This window comes from Burkholderia sp. THE68, from assembly GCF_009938265.1.
GTDB lineage: Bacteria > Pseudomonadota > Gammaproteobacteria > Burkholderiales > Burkholderiaceae > Caballeronia.
Genome location: NZ_AP022317.1, coordinates 669,245 through 688,200, shown reverse-complemented (window position 1 = coordinate 688,200; position 18,956 = coordinate 669,245). Strand labels below are relative to the sequence as shown.

General features: G+C 64.5%; 18 protein-coding genes. 8 read left to right on the top strand and 10 right to left on the bottom strand.

Translation table 11 applies throughout. The features are described 5' to 3' along the window. Genes BTHE68_RS24470 through BTHE68_RS24460 form a run of 3 tightly spaced genes read left to right on the top strand, consistent with a single transcriptional unit; the run spans position 1 to position 4,873 of the window. The gene (locus BTHE68_RS24470) at positions 1 to 1,863 is read left to right on the top strand and encodes a TRAP transporter large permease (RefSeq protein ID WP_162069174.1); all 1,863 of its coding nucleotides are present in this window, start codon (positions 1 to 3) and stop codon (positions 1,861 to 1,863) included. A 53-nt stretch (positions 1,864 to 1,916) separates the two neighbouring features. After that, positions 1,917 to 3,896, top strand: a complete 1,980-nt coding sequence (gene tkt / locus BTHE68_RS24465; RefSeq protein WP_162068868.1) for a transketolase — start codon at positions 1,917 to 1,919, stop codon at positions 3,894 to 3,896. A 20-nt stretch (positions 3,897 to 3,916) separates the two neighbouring features. Then, complete coding sequence (locus tag BTHE68_RS24460) at positions 3,917 to 4,873, top strand: D-2-hydroxyacid dehydrogenase (protein ID WP_162068867.1); 957 nt, start codon at positions 3,917 to 3,919, stop codon at positions 4,871 to 4,873. On the opposite strand, the gene BTHE68_RS24455 is transcribed toward BTHE68_RS24460, so the two are convergent. Then, positions 4,868 to 5,758 (bottom strand): LysR substrate-binding domain-containing protein, encoded by an 891-nt coding sequence (locus BTHE68_RS24455; protein ID WP_162068866.1) that lies wholly within the window; start codon positions 5,756 to 5,758, stop codon positions 4,868 to 4,870. The two genes, BTHE68_RS24460 and BTHE68_RS24455, sit on opposite strands and share 6 nt — an antisense overlap. A 289-nt stretch (positions 5,759 to 6,047) precedes the next feature. Here BTHE68_RS24455 and BTHE68_RS24450 point away from each other — a divergent pair, with 289 nt between their 5' ends. The 4 genes from BTHE68_RS24450 to BTHE68_RS24435 all read left to right on the top strand — a co-directional run bounded on the left by BTHE68_RS24450 (position 6,048) and on the right by BTHE68_RS24435 (position 10,080). Then, on the top strand, positions 6,048 to 6,836 hold the full coding sequence (locus tag BTHE68_RS24450; protein WP_232078096.1) for a transketolase: 789 nt from the start codon (positions 6,048 to 6,050) through the stop codon (positions 6,834 to 6,836). After that, positions 6,833 to 7,834 (top strand): transketolase family protein, encoded by a 1,002-nt coding sequence (locus BTHE68_RS24445; RefSeq protein ID WP_162068865.1) that lies wholly within the window; start codon positions 6,833 to 6,835, stop codon positions 7,832 to 7,834. Before BTHE68_RS24450 ends, BTHE68_RS24445 begins: the two co-directional genes overlap by 4 nt. A 14-nt stretch (positions 7,835 to 7,848) precedes the next feature. After that, positions 7,849 to 8,700 (top strand): NAD(P)-dependent oxidoreductase, encoded by an 852-nt coding sequence (locus BTHE68_RS24440; RefSeq protein ID WP_162068864.1) that lies wholly within the window; start codon positions 7,849 to 7,851, stop codon positions 8,698 to 8,700. Positions 8,701 to 8,772: 72 nt separating this feature from the next. Next, complete coding sequence (locus tag BTHE68_RS24435) at positions 8,773 to 10,080, top strand: MFS transporter (RefSeq protein WP_162068863.1); 1,308 nt, start codon at positions 8,773 to 8,775, stop codon at positions 10,078 to 10,080. Between the two features lie 21 nt (positions 10,081 to 10,101). On the opposite strand, the gene BTHE68_RS24430 is transcribed toward BTHE68_RS24435, so the two are convergent. The 3 genes from BTHE68_RS24430 to BTHE68_RS24420 form a co-directional block, all read right to left on the bottom strand. After that, positions 10,102 to 10,848 (bottom strand): SDR family NAD(P)-dependent oxidoreductase, encoded by a 747-nt coding sequence (locus BTHE68_RS24430; protein ID WP_162068862.1) that lies wholly within the window; start codon positions 10,846 to 10,848, stop codon positions 10,102 to 10,104. A 35-nt stretch (positions 10,849 to 10,883) separates the two neighbouring features. Then, positions 10,884 to 11,285: a cupin domain-containing protein gene (locus tag BTHE68_RS24425; RefSeq protein WP_162068861.1), complete on the bottom strand. Its 402-nt coding sequence runs from the start codon at positions 11,283 to 11,285 to the stop codon at positions 10,884 to 10,886. A gap of 84 nt (positions 11,286 to 11,369) precedes the next feature. Beyond that, entirely contained in the window at positions 11,370 to 12,497 is a 1,128-nt protein-coding gene (locus BTHE68_RS24420; protein ID WP_162068860.1) for an MBL fold metallo-hydrolase, read from the bottom strand. A gap of 268 nt (positions 12,498 to 12,765) precedes the next feature. Between BTHE68_RS24420 and BTHE68_RS24415 the strand changes: the two genes are divergently transcribed. After that, a complete protein-coding gene (locus tag BTHE68_RS24415) occupies positions 12,766 to 13,560 on the top strand; it encodes a hypothetical protein (RefSeq protein WP_162068859.1) in 795 nt (264 codons plus the stop codon). A 7-nt stretch (positions 13,561 to 13,567) separates the two neighbouring features. Here the strand turns inward: BTHE68_RS24415 and BTHE68_RS24410 are convergent, their stop codons facing one another. The 6 genes from BTHE68_RS24410 to BTHE68_RS24385 all read right to left on the bottom strand — a co-directional run bounded on the left by BTHE68_RS24410 (position 13,568) and on the right by BTHE68_RS24385 (position 18,955). Then, positions 13,568 to 13,831, bottom strand: coding sequence for a DUF4148 domain-containing protein (locus BTHE68_RS24410; RefSeq protein WP_162068858.1), 264 nt, complete (start codon positions 13,829 to 13,831; stop codon positions 13,568 to 13,570). A gap of 93 nt (positions 13,832 to 13,924) precedes the next feature. Next, a complete protein-coding gene (locus tag BTHE68_RS24405; RefSeq protein ID WP_162068857.1) occupies positions 13,925 to 14,161 on the bottom strand; it encodes a hypothetical protein in 237 nt (78 codons plus the stop codon). Between the two features lie 210 nt (positions 14,162 to 14,371). After that, a complete protein-coding gene (locus tag BTHE68_RS24400) occupies positions 14,372 to 15,622 on the bottom strand; it encodes an MFS transporter (RefSeq protein WP_162068856.1) in 1,251 nt (416 codons plus the stop codon). Between the two features lie 9 nt (positions 15,623 to 15,631). Next, positions 15,632 to 16,516, bottom strand: a complete 885-nt coding sequence (locus tag BTHE68_RS24395) for a type 2 periplasmic-binding domain-containing protein (RefSeq protein ID WP_162068855.1) — start codon at positions 16,514 to 16,516, stop codon at positions 15,632 to 15,634. 31 nt (positions 16,517 to 16,547) lie between these two features. After that, positions 16,548 to 18,098, bottom strand: coding sequence for an acetolactate synthase large subunit (locus tag BTHE68_RS24390; protein WP_162068854.1), 1,551 nt, complete (start codon positions 18,096 to 18,098; stop codon positions 16,548 to 16,550). Beyond that, entirely contained in the window at positions 18,098 to 18,955 is an 858-nt protein-coding gene (locus BTHE68_RS24385; RefSeq protein WP_162068853.1) for an HpcH/HpaI aldolase family protein, read from the bottom strand. The genes BTHE68_RS24390 and BTHE68_RS24385 overlap by 1 nt, the downstream gene beginning before the upstream one ends. Position 18,956: the final 1 nt, after the last annotated feature.

Below are 18,956 nucleotides of genomic sequence, written 5' to 3'. Positions count from 1 at the left end.
ATGCAGACGATCATGCTTCCGCATCCGGCGCCGCACCGCAGTGTCGCCGCGAAACTCGATACCGTGCTCGGCCATCTCGTGGAGATTCCGGCTGCGTTGCTGGTCGTGGCCGAAATCCTCGTGCTGCTCGCGGGCGTGACGAGCCGCTATGTGCTGCATACGCCGCTCGTCTGGTCCGATGAACTCGCCTCGATGCTGTTCCTCTGGCTCGCGATGCTCGGCGCGGTCGTCGCGCTGCGCCGTGGCGAGCACATGCGGATGACGGCGCTGGTCGGCATGGCGTCGCCGGGCATGCGCGCGTTTCTCGATGTCGTCGCGATTGCCGCGCCGCTCGCGTTCCTCGCGATGGTCGTCGGCCCGGCCTTCGACTTCGCGCAGGACGAAGCCTTCATCACGACGCCCGCGCTCGACATTCCCAACTCGTGGCGCGCGGCGGCGCTGCCGATCGGCTCGGGTCTGATGCTGCTGGTCGCGTGCCTGCGGCTCGCGCGGGTCGGCGACTGGAAGCTCGTGCTCGGCGCGCTCGCGCTGGTCGCGGCCATCGCGGGCGCGTTCTACGCGGCGAGCCCGGTGCTGAAGGATCTCGGCAATCTGAACCTGCTGATCTTCTTCGTCGGGCTGGTTGCGGTGTGCGTGCTGTCGGGCGTGCCGATCGCGTTCTCGTTCGGCCTCGCGACCTTCGGCTACCTCGCGCTGACGACCAGCACGCCGCTCGTCGTCGTGGTCGGGCGCATGGACGAAGGCATGTCGCATCTGATTCTGCTGTCGGTGCCGCTGTTCGTGTTCCTCGGCCAGCTGATCGAGATGACAGGCATGGCGGCCGCGATGATCGCGTTCCTCGCGAGCCTGCTCGGCCACGTGCGCGGCGGCCTGTCGTACGTGCTCGTCGGCGCGATGTATCTCGTCTCCGGCATCTCCGGCTCCAAGGCCGCCGACATGGCCGCCGTCGCGCCGGTGCTGTTTCCCGAGATGAAGGCGCGCGGCGCGAAACCCGGCGATCTGGTCGCGTTGCTCGCGGCGACCGGCGCGCAGACCGAAACCATTCCGCCGAGCCTCGTGCTCATCACGCTGGGTTCGGTCACGGGCGTGTCGATTTCCGCGCTGTTCACGGGCGGCATGCTGCCGGGCGTCGTGCTCGCGATCACGCTGTGCGCGGTCGTGTGGTGGCGGTATCGCGTGGACGACCTGTCGAACGTGAAGCGCGCGACGCGCGGCGAAATCGTGCGCCGGCTCGCCATCGCGCTGCCCGCGCTCGCGTTGCCGTTCGTGATTCGCGCGGCGGTCGTCGAAGGCGTCGCGACGGCGACGGAGGTGTCCACCATCGGCATCGCGTATGCGATTCTCGCGGGCCTCCTGATCTACCGCCGCTTCGAATGGACGCGCCTCAAGCCGATGCTGATCGATACCGCCGCCCTCTCCGGCGCGATCCTGCTCATCATCGGCGCGGCGACGAGCATGGCGTGGGCGCTCACGCAATCCGGCTTCTCGGGCCAGCTCGCGCGCACCATGGCCGCGCTGCCCGGCGGCGCGTGGATGTTCATGGCGGCGTCGATCCTGGTGTTCATCGTGCTCGGCAGCGTGCTCGAAGGCATTCCGGCGATCGTGCTGTTCGGCCCGCTGATGTTCCCGATCGCGCGGCAAATGGGCATCAACGAGGTGCACTACGCGATGGTCGTGATCCTGTCGATGGGCGTCGGCCTGTTCGCGCCGCCGTTCGGCGTCGGCTATTACTCGGCGTGCGCGGTGAGCCGCATCCATCCCGACGAAGGCATGAAGCCGATCATCGGCTACATCCTGGCGCTGATCGCCGGCCTGATTCTCGTCGCCGCCATTCCGTGGATCTCCACGGGCTTCCTGAAATAACTCTCTTCCTGTCCCTTTGATGCCGCTCCTCGCCGGAGCGGCAAGGAGAAGTCATGTCTTCCATCGACACGCAGCCGCTGTCGAACGCCATTCGCTTTCTCGCCATCGACGCCATCGTGCGCGCGGGCGAAGGTCATCAGGGCGTGCCGCTCGGCATGGCCGAAATCGCGACCGCGCTGTTCACGCGCCATCTGAAGTTCAATCCCGCCGATCCGCAATGGCCCGACCGCGACCGCTTCGTGCTGTCCAACGGGCACGGTTCGATGCTGCTCTACGCCGTGCTGCATCTGACGGGTTACGCGAACTTCGGCATCGATCAGATCAGGACGTTTCGCGACATGGGCTCGCATTGCGAAGGCCATCCGGAATTCGATACGGCGTCGGGCATCGAAGTGACGACGGGACCGCTCGGGCAAGGCATCGCGAATGCGTTCGGGATGGCGGTCGCGGAAGCGTATCTGAGCGCGAAGTTCGGCGATCGCCTCGTCGATCACCATACCTATGCGTTCGTCGGCGACGGCTGTCTGCAGGAAGGCGTCGGGCAGGAAATGATCTCGCTCGCCGGGCATCTGAAGCTCGGCAAGCTGATTCTGTGCTGGGACGACAACCGCATCACCGATGACGGCAGCACCGCGCTGTCCATCAGCGAGGACGTGAGCGCGCGTTTTCGCGTCGCGGGCTGGCATGTCGTCGAAGTCGACGGGCACGATCTCGAAGCGGTGTCCCGCGCGCTCGAAGAAGCAAAGCAGGACCCGCGTCCGTCGATGATCGCGTGCCGCACGGTGATCGCACGCGGCATCGCGCGCTTGCAGGGTCAACGCGGCGGCCATAGCGGACGTCTCTTCGAGAAGGACGCCGATGCCGCGCGCAACGAACTGAACTGGCCGCACCCGGCCTTCGAGATTCCCGCCGATGTGCTGAAAACCTGGCGCGACGCGGGCCGTCACAGCGAAGGCGAGTATCGCGCATGGCGCGAGCGGCTCGCGTCGCTGTCCGCGCAAGATCGCGCCGAATTCGATCGCATCCAGGCTGGTGAGTTGCCCGCTGGCTGGCGCCGGACGCTCGAAGACTACAAGCGCGAGGCATCGAAGCAGGACGAAGCGCCCGGCGGCATCATGATTTCCGCCGAGATCAACGATCTGCTCGTGAACGTGCTGCCCGAACGCATGATCGGCTGCGCGGACCTCGAAGCGCCGACGAGCCACAAGCGCAGCCTGCGCGCGTTCACCGCCGAGGATGGCGGCGGCGCATACGTGCATTGCGGCGTGCGCGAGCACGTGATGGGATCGATGGCGAACGGCATGGCGGCGCACGGCGGCGTCGTGCCGCTCGCAGTCACGTATCTCGCGTTCGCCGACTACGAGCGCCCGGCCATGCGGATGGCCGCGCTGATGGGTTTGCCGGTGAAATTCGTGTTCAGCCACGATTCGATCGGCGTCGGCAAGAACGGCCCGACGCATCAGCCCGTCGAAATCCTGGCGTCCTTGCGCGCGATGCCGAACATGCGCGTGTTCCGTCCCGCCGACGCCGTCGAAGCCGCCGAATGCTGGATGCTCGCGTATGAGCGCAAGACCGGCCCGAGCACCATGGTGTTCGCGCGCCAGGCGCTGCCGCTCGTGCGCCGCACGCACGACGACGCGAACCTGAGCGCGCGCGGCGGCTACGTGATCGCGGATGCGGATGGCCGGCCGCGGCGCGTCACGCTCATCGCGACGGGATCGGAAGTCGCGATTGCGCTCGCCGCGCGCGAGCAATTGCAGGCGCAGGGCATCGCGACCGCGGTCGTATCGATGCCGTGCTGCGAACTCTTCGACGAGCAGGACGCGCCGTATCGCATGAGCGTGCTCGGCGTCGACAGCGTGCGCGTCGTCGTGGAAGCGGCCGTGCGCTTCGGCTGGGACCGCTATCTCGGCGAACGCGACGGCTTCGTCGGCATGAAGGGCTTCGGCGCATCGGGACCGGCCGAGACGCTTTACGAGCACTTCGGCATCACGCCGGCGCATGTCGTCGCCGAAGTGAAGCGGCATCTTTGAACTTTCAACTCAGGAACACCATGCAGAAGATCGTCTTTCTCGACCGCGAAACGCTCGCGCCGCAGATCACGCTCAAGCGTCCCGCGTTCGAACACGAACTCGTCGAATACGGCCGCACCGCGCCCGACCAAGTCGCGTCGCGCTTGCAGGGCGCGAGCATCGTCATCACCAACAAGGTGGCGATCACCGCGGACGTCGTCGCGCAAGTGCCGACGCTCAGGCTCGTCGCGGTCGCGGCCACCGGCACGGATGTCGTCGACAAGGCGGCGTGCGCGAAGCGCGGCATCGTCGTGTCGAACATTCGCGGCTATGCGGTGAATACCGTTCCCGAGCATACGTTCGCGCTGATGCTGGCGCTGCGCCGCAACCTGATCGCGTATCGCGATGACGTGCTCGCCGACGAATGGCAGAAGTCCGGCCAGTTCTGCTTCTTCAATCACGCGATCCGCGATCTGGGCGGCGCGACGCTCGGCATCATCGGCGAGGGCGTGCTCGGGCAGCGCGTCGCGGAGATCGCGAAGGCGTTCGGCATGAAGCCGAAATTCGCGGCGCACAAAGGGCGCGGCGACATGGGGCCGCTCTACGCGCCGTGGGACGACGTGCTCGCGACCAGCGATGTCATCACGATCCACAGCCCGCTTACGCAAGCGACGCGCGGCATGCTGTCGAGCGCCGAATTCCGCGCGATGAAGAAGAAGCCGCTCATCATCAACACGGCGCGCGGCGGTCTCGTCGATGAAGCCGCGCTGGTCGCCGCGCTCGACGAAGGATTGATCAGCGGCATCGGCTTCGACGTGCTGACGACCGAGCCGCCCGCGCCCGACAACGCGCTGATGCGCGTCGCGAACCGGCCGAACGTGATCGTGACGCCGCACGTCGCGTGGGCCTCGGATGAAGCGCAGCAAACGCTCGCCGATCAGTTGATGGACAACGTCGCGGCCTTCGTCGCGGGCCATCCGGTCAACGTGGTGTCATGAAGCGCCGGCGATGCCGAGCGCGTGCAGCAACCACGCCTTGAACGTCTCGAATGCCTCGTGCCGATGCGCCCTGCGCGGATGCACGAGGTAATGCCCGACATATTCCACTTCGCGCGTCGAACCGGCGAGCGGGCGCACGAGTTCGCCGCGTTGCAGCTCGCGTTCGGATAGCAACGTCGATTCGAGCACGACGCCCAGGCCATCGACGGCGGCGGCGATCGCCATCGAACTGCGGTCGAAGCGCAGACCGTAGTGTGTCGGCGGCGGCAGCTGATTGGCTTCGAACCAGCCTTTCCACTGATACATCTGCACTTCGCACTGAATCAACGGCATGTGATACAGGTCTTCCGGCTTGCGGATGCGCTCCGCGAGCGCGGGCGTGCACAGCGGCGCAAGCCCTTCGAGCGCGAGCGGAATCTTTTCGTGCGGCGATGGCTTCGGCTCGCCATAGACGATGTCGAGATCGAAGTCGTCGTCGAAACGCGCGTAATCGGTGCTCGCCGAAAAGCGCAGATCGATGTTCGGATGGTCGCGCACGAAACCCGCGAGCCGCGGCAGCAGCCATTGGGTCGCGAAGCTCGGCGCGGTGTGCAGCCGCAGCGGCGTGCGTTCCTCGCTCGTCAGCAGCGCGAAACCGCGCTGCATCTCGTCCATGCCGCGCTGAATGTGCTCCATCAGCATCGCGCCTTCGCGCGTCAGACGCACTTCACGCGTGCTGCGCAGAAACAGGCGATGTCCGAGCAGATCCTCCAGCTTGCGCACCGAATGACTGACCGCGCTCGGCGACAGGCTCAGCTCGCGCGCGGCGTCGGCGAAAGACAGCGTGCGCCCGGCAGCCTCGAAAACCCGAATATACGAAAGCGGAACCTTGCGGAAGACGTTCATGCGCGGGATTCGTGAATGGCATTCAATAGTTGGTGCAATCTTTTCTTTTGTCAGCCCCGGTTGTCAAGGCTAAATTAGGCCGACCTCGTTCCTACACCCGTCCGATTGCTGAACAGGAGACAACTGCAGCCGTCGGGGGTTGTCGAGGCACTCACTCCCGTCTTTCGCAGGAACAGCCATGACAATGATCACAGAGGCCGAGCCGCAAGCAGGCTCGGCGTCGGCGCAGTCCGCCACCGTCGCGAAGCTCGACCATCACGCGTATCGCATTCGCCGCTTCGCGCTGCGCATGGGCGAAGTGCAGGGCCAGGGCTATATCGGCCAGGCGCTCGGACTCGCCGATGCCCTCGCCGTCGCCTGGTGCCACGCGATGAATATCCGCCCCGGCGAGCCCGAATGGGAAGGCCGCGACCGCTTCCTGCTCTCGCACGGCCACTACGCGATCGCGCTTTACGCGGCGCTGATCGAAGCGGGCGTCATCCCCGAGGAGGAGCTGCAAACCTACGGTTCGGATGACAGCCGCCTGCCGATGTCCGGCATGGCGACCTACACGCCCGGCATGGAAATCTCGGGCGGCTCGCTCGGCCAGGGCCTGACGATCGCTGTCGGCATGGCTCTGGGCCTGCGTCTGAAGGGCAATCCGGCCTTCGTCTACAACTCGATGTCCGATGGCGAGCTCGACGAAGGCGCGACCTGGGAAGCCGCGCTTTCCGCCGCGCATCACGGTCTCGGCAATCTGATCACGATGGTCGACATCAACCGCCAGCAGGCCGATGGCGCGTCGCACGACGTGCTCGGCTTCGAACCGCTCGCGGACAAGTTCGTGTCGTTCGGCTGGCACGTCGAGCGCGTGAACGGCAACGACATGCCCGCGCTCGTCGCGGCGTTCGACCGCTGCCGCGCGCTGACCGAAGCGAAGCCGCGCGTGATCCTGCTCGATACGCTGATGGGCAAGGGCGTGCCGTTTCTGGAGACGCGCGAGAAGAATCACTTCATCCGGGTCGATCCGGAAGAATGGCAGCAGGCGATCGCCGTGCTCGACCAGAACCACGCAGCAGCACAGGGAGACCAGGCATGAGCGCCGTCGCTGAAAAGAAGCCCCGCCTGACGACCTCCGCGATGATCGCGTCGATCGCGTCGGAAGGCCAGAAGACGCGCCCGGCGCCGTTCGGCCATGCGCTCGTCGCCGAAGCCGAGAAGCGCGGCAACATCGTCGGCATGACGGCCGACCTGTCGAAGTACACGGACCTCCATATCTTCGGCCAGGCGTTTCCCGAGCGTCACTTTCAGATGGGCATGGCCGAGCAGCTGCTGATGGGCGCGGCGGGCGGCATGGCGAAGGAAGGCTTCATTCCGTTCGCGACGACTTACGCGGTCTTCGCGACGCGCCGCGCGTATGACTTCATCCATCAGGTGATCGCGGAAGAGAACCTCAACGTGAAGATCTGCGCCGCGCTGCCGGGACTCACGACCGGTTACGGCCCGAGCCATCAGGCGACGGAAGATCTCGCGCTGATGCGCGCGATTCCCGGCATGACCGTGATCGACCCGTGCGACGCGCTCGACACCGAGCAGGCGGTCGCCGCCATCGCGGCGCACGACGGCCCGGTCTACATGCGCCTTTTGCGCGGCAAAGTGCCCGCCGTGCTCGACGATTACGATTACAGCTTCGAACTCGGCAAAGCGAAGATGTTGCGCGACGGCGCGGACGTGCTGATCATCTCGTCGGGCATCATGACGATGCGCGCGCTGGAAGCCGCGCAAGCGCTCGACGACGGCTCCGCGAGCGTCGGCGTGCTGCACGTGCCGACCATCAAACCGCTGGACGAAGCCACCATCGTCGAGCAATGCAGGAAGCCGGGGCGTCTCGTGATCGTCGCGGAGAACCACAGCGTGATCGGCGGTCTCGGCGATGCCGTGACGAGCGCGCTCGTGCGTCATCGCGTGATGCCGGAATATCGGCATGTCGCGCTGCCCGACCAGTTCCTCGATGCGGGCGCGCTGCCGACGCTGCACGACCGCTACGGCATCTCGACGCTGTCTATCGTCGAGAACATCAAGACGTGGCTGAAGTGAGCGGAGAGAAGAGCATGAACGTGACATTTGTCGGCATCGGCGCAATCGGTCTGCCGATGGCGCTGCGTATCCAGAGCGCGGGACACAGCGTGACCGGCGTCGATCTGTCGCCGCGCGCGCTCGAACTGGCGCAGCAAAGCGGCCTTCCCGCCGTCGACAGCTTCGCGGCCGCGCCCGCGCCGCACGTCGTCATCGCGATGGTGGCGACGCCGCAGCAACTCGCATCGCTCGTGGAAAGCGTCGGCACGATGCTCGACGGACAAACCTGGGTCGTCATGTCGACGGTCGGTCCCGACGCGGTGCGCGCGCAAGGCGAACGGCTCGCGGCAGCGGGCGCGCGCGTCGTCGATGCGCCCGTGACCGGCGGCACCGCGCGCGCGAAAACCGGGCAACTGGTGATCTTCGCGTCGGGCGACGTGCGGGACATCGACGCCGCGCGCCCCGTGCTCGACGCGATGGGCAGCGTGCGCGTCACCGGCCCCAGGCTCGGCGACGGCCAGGCGATCAAGGTCGTCAATCAGCATCTGTGCTCGGTGCATATCGTCGCGGCGGCGGAAGCCCTGAATCTGGCGCGCTCGCTCGGCCTCGATCCGGCGGCCGTGCTCGAATTCATCGAGAAAGGCGCGGCGGGTTCGTGGATGCTGTCCGATCGCGGTCCGCGCATGCTGCAAGGCACGGACGTCGACGTGACGAGTTCGATCAACATCTTCGTGAAAGACAGCGATCTCGTGGCCGATGCCGCGAAGTCGTGCGGCGCGGACGTGCCGCTGCTGTCGACCGCGAACGCGCGCTATCGCGAAGCCGCCGATGCGGGACTCGGCCTGCGCGACGACAGCCGCGTCATCGAAACCTGGAAGCAGTCCTGAAGCCGGGACCCCACTTGTCGCGTTGAAAGCGCCTCTTCGAAGGCGCAACGCAGTATCCGGAGACGACACAACATGAGCAGCAACAACGAAGACCGCGCGGTGAAAGTCGCCGTCGCGTCGATGATCGGCTCGGCGGTCGAGAGCTACGACTTCTTCATCTACGGCACCGCCGCGGCGGCCTGGTTCGGCAAGATCTTCTTTCACACGACCGAGCCGATCGTCGGCATTCTGGCGTCGTTCGCGACGCTCGCGATCGGCTTTCTGATGCGCCCGTTCGGCGGCTATCTCGCCGGGCATTACGGCGATCGCGTCGGCCGCAAGGCGGTGCTGTTCTGGTCGCTCATCGCGATGGGCGGCGCCACCGTGCTGATCGGCTTCCTGCCGACTTATGCGCAGGCCGGCGTGCTCGCGCCAATCCTGCTGATTCTGCTGCGCATGGTGCAGGGCATCGGCTTCGGCGCGGAATGGGGCGGCGCGGTGCTGATGGCGTGCGAGCACGCGCCGGAAAAGCGGCGCGGCTTCTTCGGCGCGGTGCCGCAGCTCGGCATTCCGCTCGGCCTGCTGCTCGCGAACGGCGCGTTTCTGTTGTCGGGCGCGCTCTTCGAAGGCGACTGGATCTGGCGCATGCCGTTTCTCATGTCCTTCGTGATGGTCGCGATCGGCATCTTCATCCGGATGAGCGTGTCGGAATCGCCGGAATTCGAAGCCGTGAAAGCCGAGAACAAGGTGATGAAACAGCCCGCGCTCGCAGTCATCAAGAGCGACTGGCGCAGCATTCTGAAGATCATCGGCCTGCGCATGGCGGAAACGGGCGGCTACTACATCACGACGAGCTTCATGCTGTCGTATGTCACGCTCGCGCATATTTCGACCACGCGTCATGTCCTGTGGGGCACGTTGATCGGCTCCGCGCTCGGTCTCGCGAGCCATCTGATCTACGGCGCGCTGAGCGACAGGATCGGCCGCCGTCCGGTGTTCATGATGGGCGCGCTCTTCACCATCGCGTTCGGCGTGCCGATGTTCATGCTCATCAACACCGGCGCGCTCATCATGGTGATCGTCGCGGTCGCGCTGTCGCTGCTCTTCAGTCACGACCCGATCTTCGCGGTCGAAGCAAGCTGGTTCTCCGAGCAGTTTCCCGCCAATGTGCGCTCGTCGGGGATTTCGCTCGGCTATAACGGCGCATCGGTGATCGCGGGTCTGTTGCCGATCATCGCGACCGGGATGTACGGCGCGTTCGGCTGGATCGGACCGGCGTTGATGTTCTCGTCGCTCGGAATCGTCTCGACATGCTGCGCACTGGCGATGAAGGAAACCGCGCCCGCCGTGCTCGAAAGACGCCAGCCGCAGCACAGCGCGGAACGACGTTACGCTGCGTGAAAAATTGCTTAGACGATGGCATCAGAACGGACTGATGCCCGACATGCCGCCGTCGACGGCAAGGTCCGCGCCGGTCATGTAGCGCGATGCATCGGACGCGAGGAAAAGCATGGCCGCCGCGATTTCGGCGGGCTCGGCTGGCCGCTTCATCGGAATCACGTTCGACCAGTCCAGCAGTTGCGCTTCCGACATGCCCAGGCTATCGAAAATCGGCGTGTTGGCAACGCCCGGCGAAATGCTGTTGACGCGTATGCCGGATTCGACGAACTCTGCCGCGAAACTCTTTGCAAGCGACACGACGGCCGCCTTCGACGCGCAGTATGCCGAGAAATTTTTCGTGCCCTGACCGGCCGCGAGCGACGCGACGAGAATGATCGATGCGGGACGCGCGAGATAGGGCAGCGCCTCGCGCACGGTGACATAGACTCCGCCGACGTTGGTGTAGAACACATCGGAGAATTGCTCCAGCGTTGTTTCATGCACCAGCGTTTGCCGGGAAATACCCGCATTCGCGACCACCACGTTCACCTGGCGCTGGAAGTGATTGACAGCGGTCTCATAGAGCCGTTTCATATCGTTCGTGCTGGCGGCGTCCGCAACGACAGGCAGCGCGTTTTCGCCGAGCATCTCTGCGGCGCGTCGCAGTTTCTCCGCATCACGCCCGCTGATCACCACACGCCCGCCTTCGGACACGAATCGTTCGGCGGCGGCAAGGCCTATGCCACTGCTGCCGCCGGTCACTACCGCGAGTGCGTCTTTCAATAGCATCGTGTTGTCTCCGCATGTCGACGGCCGATTTCAGGCTAGTGCGCCGGCACGACCAGCGGTTCGCCCTTCCTGACGATGTACGTTGCCAGTTCGGATGCACTGCCATCGCCGACGTTTCTTGCCGAGTGAACGGTCCCCGCCGGAATGAAGAGCGCGTCGCCGGCCTTCAGGGTCACGGGCGGCCGGTCATCGAGCCGATACTCCAGGGTGCCTTGCAGTACATAGGCGATCTCTTCACCCGGATGCGAATGTCTGGCGGCAAACGCACCGGGATCGAAGTCGACCTTGACCTGTATGCCTTCACGACCCGGCGCGCTCAGGTCCTGCTTGACGAGGTCCGTGCGATGGATTCCAGAAGACTGCGCATTCGCCGGCTGCAGGGACGACCCCGCCGCCGCGACCAACAGCGCCGTAGCGATGCCTGAGATCAGTTTCATCGTCAACTCCTTGAGCGACAGCCGGGCGATCAAAAGGAAATACGCTAATAGACGCGGCAAAAACTACGCATTGCCGACGTTCTACTATGCGCCGAAAACGTACCGGCTTCCCGTGTATGAACGAATGAACCTGTCGGGCATCTCTTTCTGCAGGATCTGGGCGAACGTTTCTCCGGAGCAGTGCATCGGAATGATGTAGTCAGGATCGACGTCCCTCAGCGCAGCGACGGTTTGCCTGACGTACTCTTCCTTTTGCGGCGCCAGATGAAATCCTCCCGCCACCGCATGCACTTTCTGGACGCCAGAAACCTCCATCGCGCGCCGGACCGTGTTGATCACGCCGCGATGGCTACACGAGGTAATCACCACCAGACCGCGCCCCTTCACGTTGAAGCATGTCGCTAACTCATGCTGGAAATCATCGGGGATGACCTGCACGCTTTGCTTTTCGGTCGCGAGCTTGTCCGGAAAGCAGCCGATGCCATCCTTGGTGCCCACATGCATGCGGCTCGGCGACATCACCTGTTCGAACGATGCGGTCGGTATCCTTCCCGTGGTGAAACCGTGATCGGCGATGATCGACGGCGCTTCGGTGCTGAAGACCTTGATCCTGGCGGCTGTCAACGCGCGACGATCGATCGCGCCGAAATCTTCGATCTTGCCGGCCGTCCACTCGCGCGTGCAGAACGCCTCTTCGCCGCCCAGATACAACGGCAGGCCGGGTCGAAGCCTGCGCTGGTTGTGCTGTAGAAATCCCGCGAGCCCGCCGAAGTGGTCGTAGTGACCGTGGCTCAGAACGAGTGCGTCGAGCCGTTCCGGGGCAATGCCCAGCATGGACAAGTTGTTCTCCAGCGTCTCCGACGTGAATCCGAAATCGATCAGCATGTTGCGCGTCTCGCCATTGCCGTTCGATTCGACGTGCATGGACAAACCAAACTCGCCCAGCAACGATTTCCCTGCCGGCGGCATGCCGAAGCGCGTCACTTCGACGTTGCCTGTCCTTCCGCTCGGCGCGATCGCCAGTTGATAGCTATCCGTGACCACCCGCAGCGCAACGCGGTCGACCGTGGGTACGTCGCCCGCGAGGGGCTCGGCTTTGGCGACGGAAGAAGAGCTCAGGAGTGTGCCGATGAGTGCGCTGAAAGTCGCCGACGCACTACAGCACAGGAACATGCGGCGAGAGGGCCCGTGAGTATGCATGCATTGCGGCATGATGACCTCCCCAGAGGAAATGCCACACTCGCGCACGCCCCGCCCCGGCACGACGTCAAGTGAATGCGTGCGCACTTCGAACTTAGGCCGTTTGATTGGACTAGTCCAGACTCTGTCAAACCGCATTCAGAACGCGCGACGGACGTTCGTGCCAAACCGCTTGCAACGGCATCAAAAACTCACGCACGATCGGACTGATTCGCGCGCACCTTGCAGTTTGCCATCGGTGTACTAACGTTTCGTTTGGAACAGGTCGATGGAGGTTGCCATGCGCGCGCTAACGATTCTTCTGGCCCTGTTGGCCATTCCCGCCCTCGCACTGGCCGACGCCGTGAGCACCTCGAACAACAACTCGACGCTCACCGTCACGCGCGACGATCCTATCTATAACCTGAATCTGCCGAGCGATCCCGTGCAGCTCGTCAGAACGCTCGAATGGAACGTCGACGGCCGGCGAATCCTGATCTATCCATCCGGCCCATCGACCTTTATCGACCTCGGACACATGCACGCGGACGCGCATGTCACGACCAATCAGATACACGCGCAAGGCCCTATTCTGGGTTACGGCACAGGCGCCCTTTCAGGCACGGTGCTGGGCGGTATCGTCTATACCGTCGACGGCGACACCGCCGGAACGCTCAAATCCCGCTTGACCGAAAAGGTCGACATCCAGAACAAGAGCAATGCGCCCGTGCAGCTATGGATGAGCGGTCTCGGCTATAAACCGAGTCAGTCGAATCTCGAAGTGCCGGATTACAGCGGGCTGGATATCGTCGGCACGACGGTGGCCGTCATCACGAATCGTTCGATCACGGAAATTCTGCCAGCGCCGCAGAACTCGTTCGGCGAGGTCACGATTTTTCCCGTCGTCAGTTTCGTGGGCTTCAATCCGCTGATCAACCAGAGCGTGACGATCCCGCCCGGCGCGACCTTGTCGATGATCAGCGAGATCAAGGTGTCGCGCACGTCGAGCCAGATTCAGCAGTTCCTTCGTGAAAACGCGCCGAGTCGCTTTCAGGATTCGCCCCTGCTGAACAACCCGTTCATACGCGTGCCCTGAGCGGCCGCTATCGGGCGATATCACCGGGCTGGGACGTACGGCCGGATGCTTTCGCCGCAGCCGCCTTCTGCGATGCCAGCCGGAATTTCGCGGCCTGTACTTCGCCATCCGGGAAGTCGGCCCATGCGGTTGGGCCGTAGCCGGATTTTTCGGCCTGAACGAGATCGGCGCGGACTTGCGCGCGCGTAAGGGACTGGCCGTCTCCCTGAGCGTACGAAACGACCGGTGCCGCAAGGACCAGTGCAACGACTGCTTTGATAAACGCTTTCATGGCAGCGCCTCCCAGTAATCCTTACAAGGATACTAGGGGAAAACGCCTAGTTATCAAGCCATGAAGAGTGTGCGTCGCAACAATTCAGGGATGCTATGTTCTGAACAATCTAGTCGCGGGCGGAAACGTCGCGGGCGGATAGATGCACCATGACCCATCGCCATGGCGGAAGAAGACGATCGCAAACGCAGCGGACGAGCGCGCGACTTCGATACGCACGGCGCGCCATGGCATGCGCTGCGAGCGAGCCGGTCTGCTGACGCGCATGCTCTCGACGGCGCCGAGCCAGTCATGCACGAGATATCGAAGCGATGTGGTCGGCTGTCTCATGACCGTCTCGCATTACGCTGAGCGCCGCTCAAATCGACGAAGCCGTGAATATCGTTCAGCACTCCAAGCGATGACTTGCATCGCCGCAGCAGGTTCAAGGTCCAGACTCGCATGATCAACTCCGGGAAGGCTTATCGTCATCATCGGGGTCATCGCTGCTTCGGTCCATTGAGATCAATTGCCGATGCCTTAACGAAACCCTCAAGTCATTCAATGCAACGCATCGCGTCTCGCGAGCGGCTTGAACAGACGACTCCATGCGAGGCTGACGAGTATCGTCGCGCAGCCTCCGACGACCACCGAACCCACGACCCCGAACGACGCAGCCGTCAGGCCGGACTCGAATTCGCCGAGCTGATTGCTCGCGCCGATGAACAGCGTGTTCACGGCGGCGACCCGTCCGCGCATGCGATCCGGCGTTTCCAGTTGAACGAGCGTCTGCCGTACGATCACGCTGATCGTGTCGGCGCCGCCCGAAATCGCCAGCAGCAACAGCGAGACCGAAAACGACCGGGACAGTCCGAAGCCGACGATGGCGAATCCGTAAATGGCGACGGCAATCAGCAGCTTCTTGCCGACTCCGCTGACGATGGCGCGTCGGGAGAGAAAGAGACCGACGCATAGCGCGCCCACCGCCGGCGCGGAACGCAGCAACCCGAGGCCTTGCGGCCCGACATGCAGAATCTGTTTCGCGTAGACCGGCAGCAACGCGGTAGCGCCGCCGAACAGCACCGCAAACAGATCGAGCGAGATGCCGCCGAGCAACAGCGGATTGCCCCAGATGAAACGCAGTCCCGCGAGAATCGTATTCGCCGTGACAGGTTCACGCGGCGGCGGAACGTAGTCGTAACGGACCCATGCATACATCACGGCGCTGATGCAGAAGAGCACCGCGCTGGTCAGATAGACGGCGATGACACTGACCGCGAACAGCATCCCGCCCATCGCGGGACCGGCGATGACGGACGTTTGCTGAACCACGGTGCCGAGCGCCATCGATCGCGCGAGCAGTTTCTGCGGAACGAGCATCGGCAGGAGCGCCTGCTGCCCCGCCATCTGAAACGGCCGGATCGCGCCGAGCGCGAGCGACAGCCCGAGCAGCATGTCGCGCGTCATGCTGTGGCCGACCGTGGCGACGACGAGCAACGCCGCGATGACGGCCTGCACCGCGAGACAGGCCGCGACCATGCGTCCGCGATGCATCCGGTCGGCGCAATGTCCAGCGACGAGCGTCGTGGCAAGCCCTGGAACGAACTGAAAGAGCCCGACCAGGCCCAGATCCCACGCGCTCGACGTCAGGTCGTACATGTGCCAGCTGATCGCCAGCATCAGCATCTGCTGCGCCGAAATCGACCCGAAGCGAGCAATGAGGAATCGCGTCAGCGGCGCGTGGCGGAGCAGCGAGGTTCCATCGATGCGCGCCTCCACGGACAACGATGACGAATCGCGTGAAGGCGTCATTCCTGGCGCTTATCCGAGCGAACCGGTGACATCGTCGAACAGTTCGTCGACGGACAGGCGGCGCGGAATGATCTTCTGATCGAGCGCCCAGTCAACCGCCAGTTGCAGCCCTTTCCGGTTCGCCTCAAGCCCGATCGGCGGAAACACCGCAGGCACGCTCTCCGCGCTCGCACGGCTCTCGACGATCATCCGATACAGTTCGCGAACGATATCGGGCCGCTCCTTCGACAGCTTCTCGTGCACCACGAACATATGGTTGATCGGCACCACGCCGGTACGCGAGAACCAGTCCTTCGCGGCGGCATGCGCGTCGGGGACGAGCGTGCGAACGCGCTCGTCCTTCGGCATGTCTTCGCCGAGCAACGCGGCCGCGAGTTGCCCATCCAGCGTCATCCGCGGAATCGACGAACCCGCCGGCAAGCGCTGGCAGTTCTGCGGATCGCTGTACTCGGCGAGGTGGCCGTCACCCAGCGTCATCCATGTGACCTTGTCGAGATCGACTCCGTATTCGTGGCGCAGGATGCCGCGAATCCACAGCGCGGTCGTCTGCGTGTAAGTCCGCACGCCGACCTGCCTGCCCTCGATGTCCTTCGGATCGAGATGACCGAAATCGATGTTGTACCCGGCGCAGTGATGCTGAAAACGTCCGGAAATCGGCGTCGGCAACAGCACGTACGGCTTTCCGTACGCCTTCGCCTGCAGGAACGTGACGATCGCTAGTTCACCGGCGTCGAACCTGCTCTCGCGCACCATCGCCTTGAAACCGTTGTGCGCGGGCGTCGGACCGCAGTAGTCGAGCGTCACGAGGTCCGAGCGCACGCGGCCTTCGCGCATCGCTTTGGTCACCGCGTAGTCGGCCAGGTTGACGCGCAAGGTCGTCTGCGTCGTTGTCATGGTTTTTACTCCTTTTGCTTAGCTTTTCTGATTAAAGCCTGACCTCAATCAAACTCGGACCCGGCTCGCGCGCCGAATCGACCAACGCCTTGTGGAAACTCTCCGCCGTCTCGACGGCCACGGCCGGCACGCCCATGCTCTTCGCCATCGCGAGCCAGTCGATGCTCGGCTTGTCGATATCGATCATCGAGAGCGCGCGTTCACCCGGCGCGCCCGCGCCCATGTTGGCGTACTCCGCCTTCAGGATCGCGTAGCTGTTGTTCGCGAAGATGATGGTCGTCACGTTCAGCCCCTCGCGCGCCTGCGTCCAGAGCGACTGAATGGTGTACATCGCGCTGCCGTCGCCGACCATGCAGAACACGCGCCGGTCGGGACACGCGAGCGCCGCGCCGGTAGCGACGGGCGTCGCATAACCGATCGAGCCGCCCATGTTGTTGATCAGATCGTGCGGCAGCGCGCCCATCGTCAGGCTCATCGACTCGCGCCCCGTCGTCAGCGACTCGTCCACGACGATGCAATGCTCGGGCAACGCCGCGGCCAGTGCGTGAGCGATGCTCGTCGGGTTGAGCGCACCGGCCGGCTTCGGCGTCTCGATGCGCGGCTGGAGAACGGGCGCCGCGCCGCTCGCGCCGAGTGCCTGCAAGAGCATGTCGAAAGCAAGTTCGCTATCCTCATCGGCTTCGACGAGCGTATGCACCAGCGTGCCTTCTGCCTTGAGCAGGCTCGGCTTGTCTGGATACGCGAAGAAGGCCACCGGCTCGCGCGTCTCGACGGTGATGATGTGCCTGAAGTCCTCGAGGAACGCCGTGGCCTGCGCGACCGCATACGGAATGCGCGCGAGCGGCACCCGGCCCGCGCCGCGTTCGATGCGCGCGGTGAAGAACTGCGAGCCCAGCGTGGCGTTGGTGGCGGCGGCCACACGGCCCGCCTTCTCGAGGGCCGCGCCGCGCGTCGCCTTGTTCGCGAGGACGATCAGCGCCGGCTCGCCCGAGCGCAGCACGCGCGCGATGTGCTCGATGCGCGCGGCGGACGGCGCTTTGCGCGCTTCGGCGCGCACCGGCAACACGGCGGGCGTTGCGGTCACGGTCTGCCAGGAGGTATCGCCGGGCAGGATCAGCGTGGCGATCTGTCCCGGATACTCGCTCGCCTTCGAGACAGCCTGCGCCGCATCCCACGCGATGGTGTCCGGCGATTCCGCGCGGCGCACCCAGTGGCTCAGCGGCCGCGCGAGACCTTCGATATCGGAGGTCAGCGGCGGATCGTACCTGAGATGCGACACCGAATGCTCGCCGACGACGTTGACCATGCCCGACGACGCGCGCTTCGCGTTATGGATGTTCGCAAGTCCGTTCGCCAGGCCCGGCCCCAGATGCAGCAGCGTCGACGCGGGCGTGTCCTTCATCCGGTACCAGCCATCGGCGGCGCCGGTGGCCACGCCTTCGAAGAGGCACAGCACGCTGCGCATCTTCGGATTGTTGCCGAGCGCGGCGAGAAAATGCATCTCCGACGTGCCCGGATTGGCGAAGCAGATGTCCATGCCCTGCCCGACCAGCGTCGCGACGAGACTTTCGGCGCCGTTCATCAGTAACCCGCCAGTTCGCGTGCGAGACCGACCACGCCGTAGGTGCGCGCGGGCGCCGACATCAGAAAGCGATAACCCTCCTCCTGCAAGCGGCGATGATTCTTGGCCGTGACATGCGGATTGCCGACCACGACCTTGTGCTTGTGGCAGGTCTCCGCGATCTGACGCATTGCGGCGACGACTTCCGGATGCTCGTACTGACGCGGCAGCCCGAGTTCCTGGCTGAGATCGCCCTCGCCGATCAGAATGAAGCCGATGCCCGGCACGTTGGCGAGAATGTCATCGAGGTTTTCGATTGCCTGCGTGCTCTCGCACATCAGCCCGACGAGGATTTCGCCCTGCGGGGCGAGCGGCCAGACATCGGCTTTCTCGTAGTAATCCTGCATCGAGAGGCCCCAATAGCGCGCCGCATTCGCGGGGCCATCGCCGCGAACGCCCCTGGGTTCGTAGAGCGGCGCGTTTTTCGGACGCGCATAACGGCACGACGCGACCGCGTTATACGCCTGCTCGACCGTCGCCACGTGCGGCCAGATCACGCCATAGGCGCCGCGATCGAGCACCTGCTTGGCGAAGCTCTGGTTCATCTCGGCGCCGTTCGCGGGAATGCGCGCGAGAGGCGTCACCTTGGCCGCTACCGATCCGGACTCGGCAATCTGCTTGCGGCTGAGCATGTACTGCAGTGCGTCGCCGAGCGCGCTCACGTCATACGGGTTGTGCTCCATTTCGAACACGATGCCGTCATAAGGCGAATCGCTCATCTCGATGGCGGTCTGCTTGTCGAGCTTGGCGAACGCGGCGTGCGCGGCCTTGCCCGATTCGAAGGCGCGGATGATGCTGTTCAGGCGGATGTTGGACATG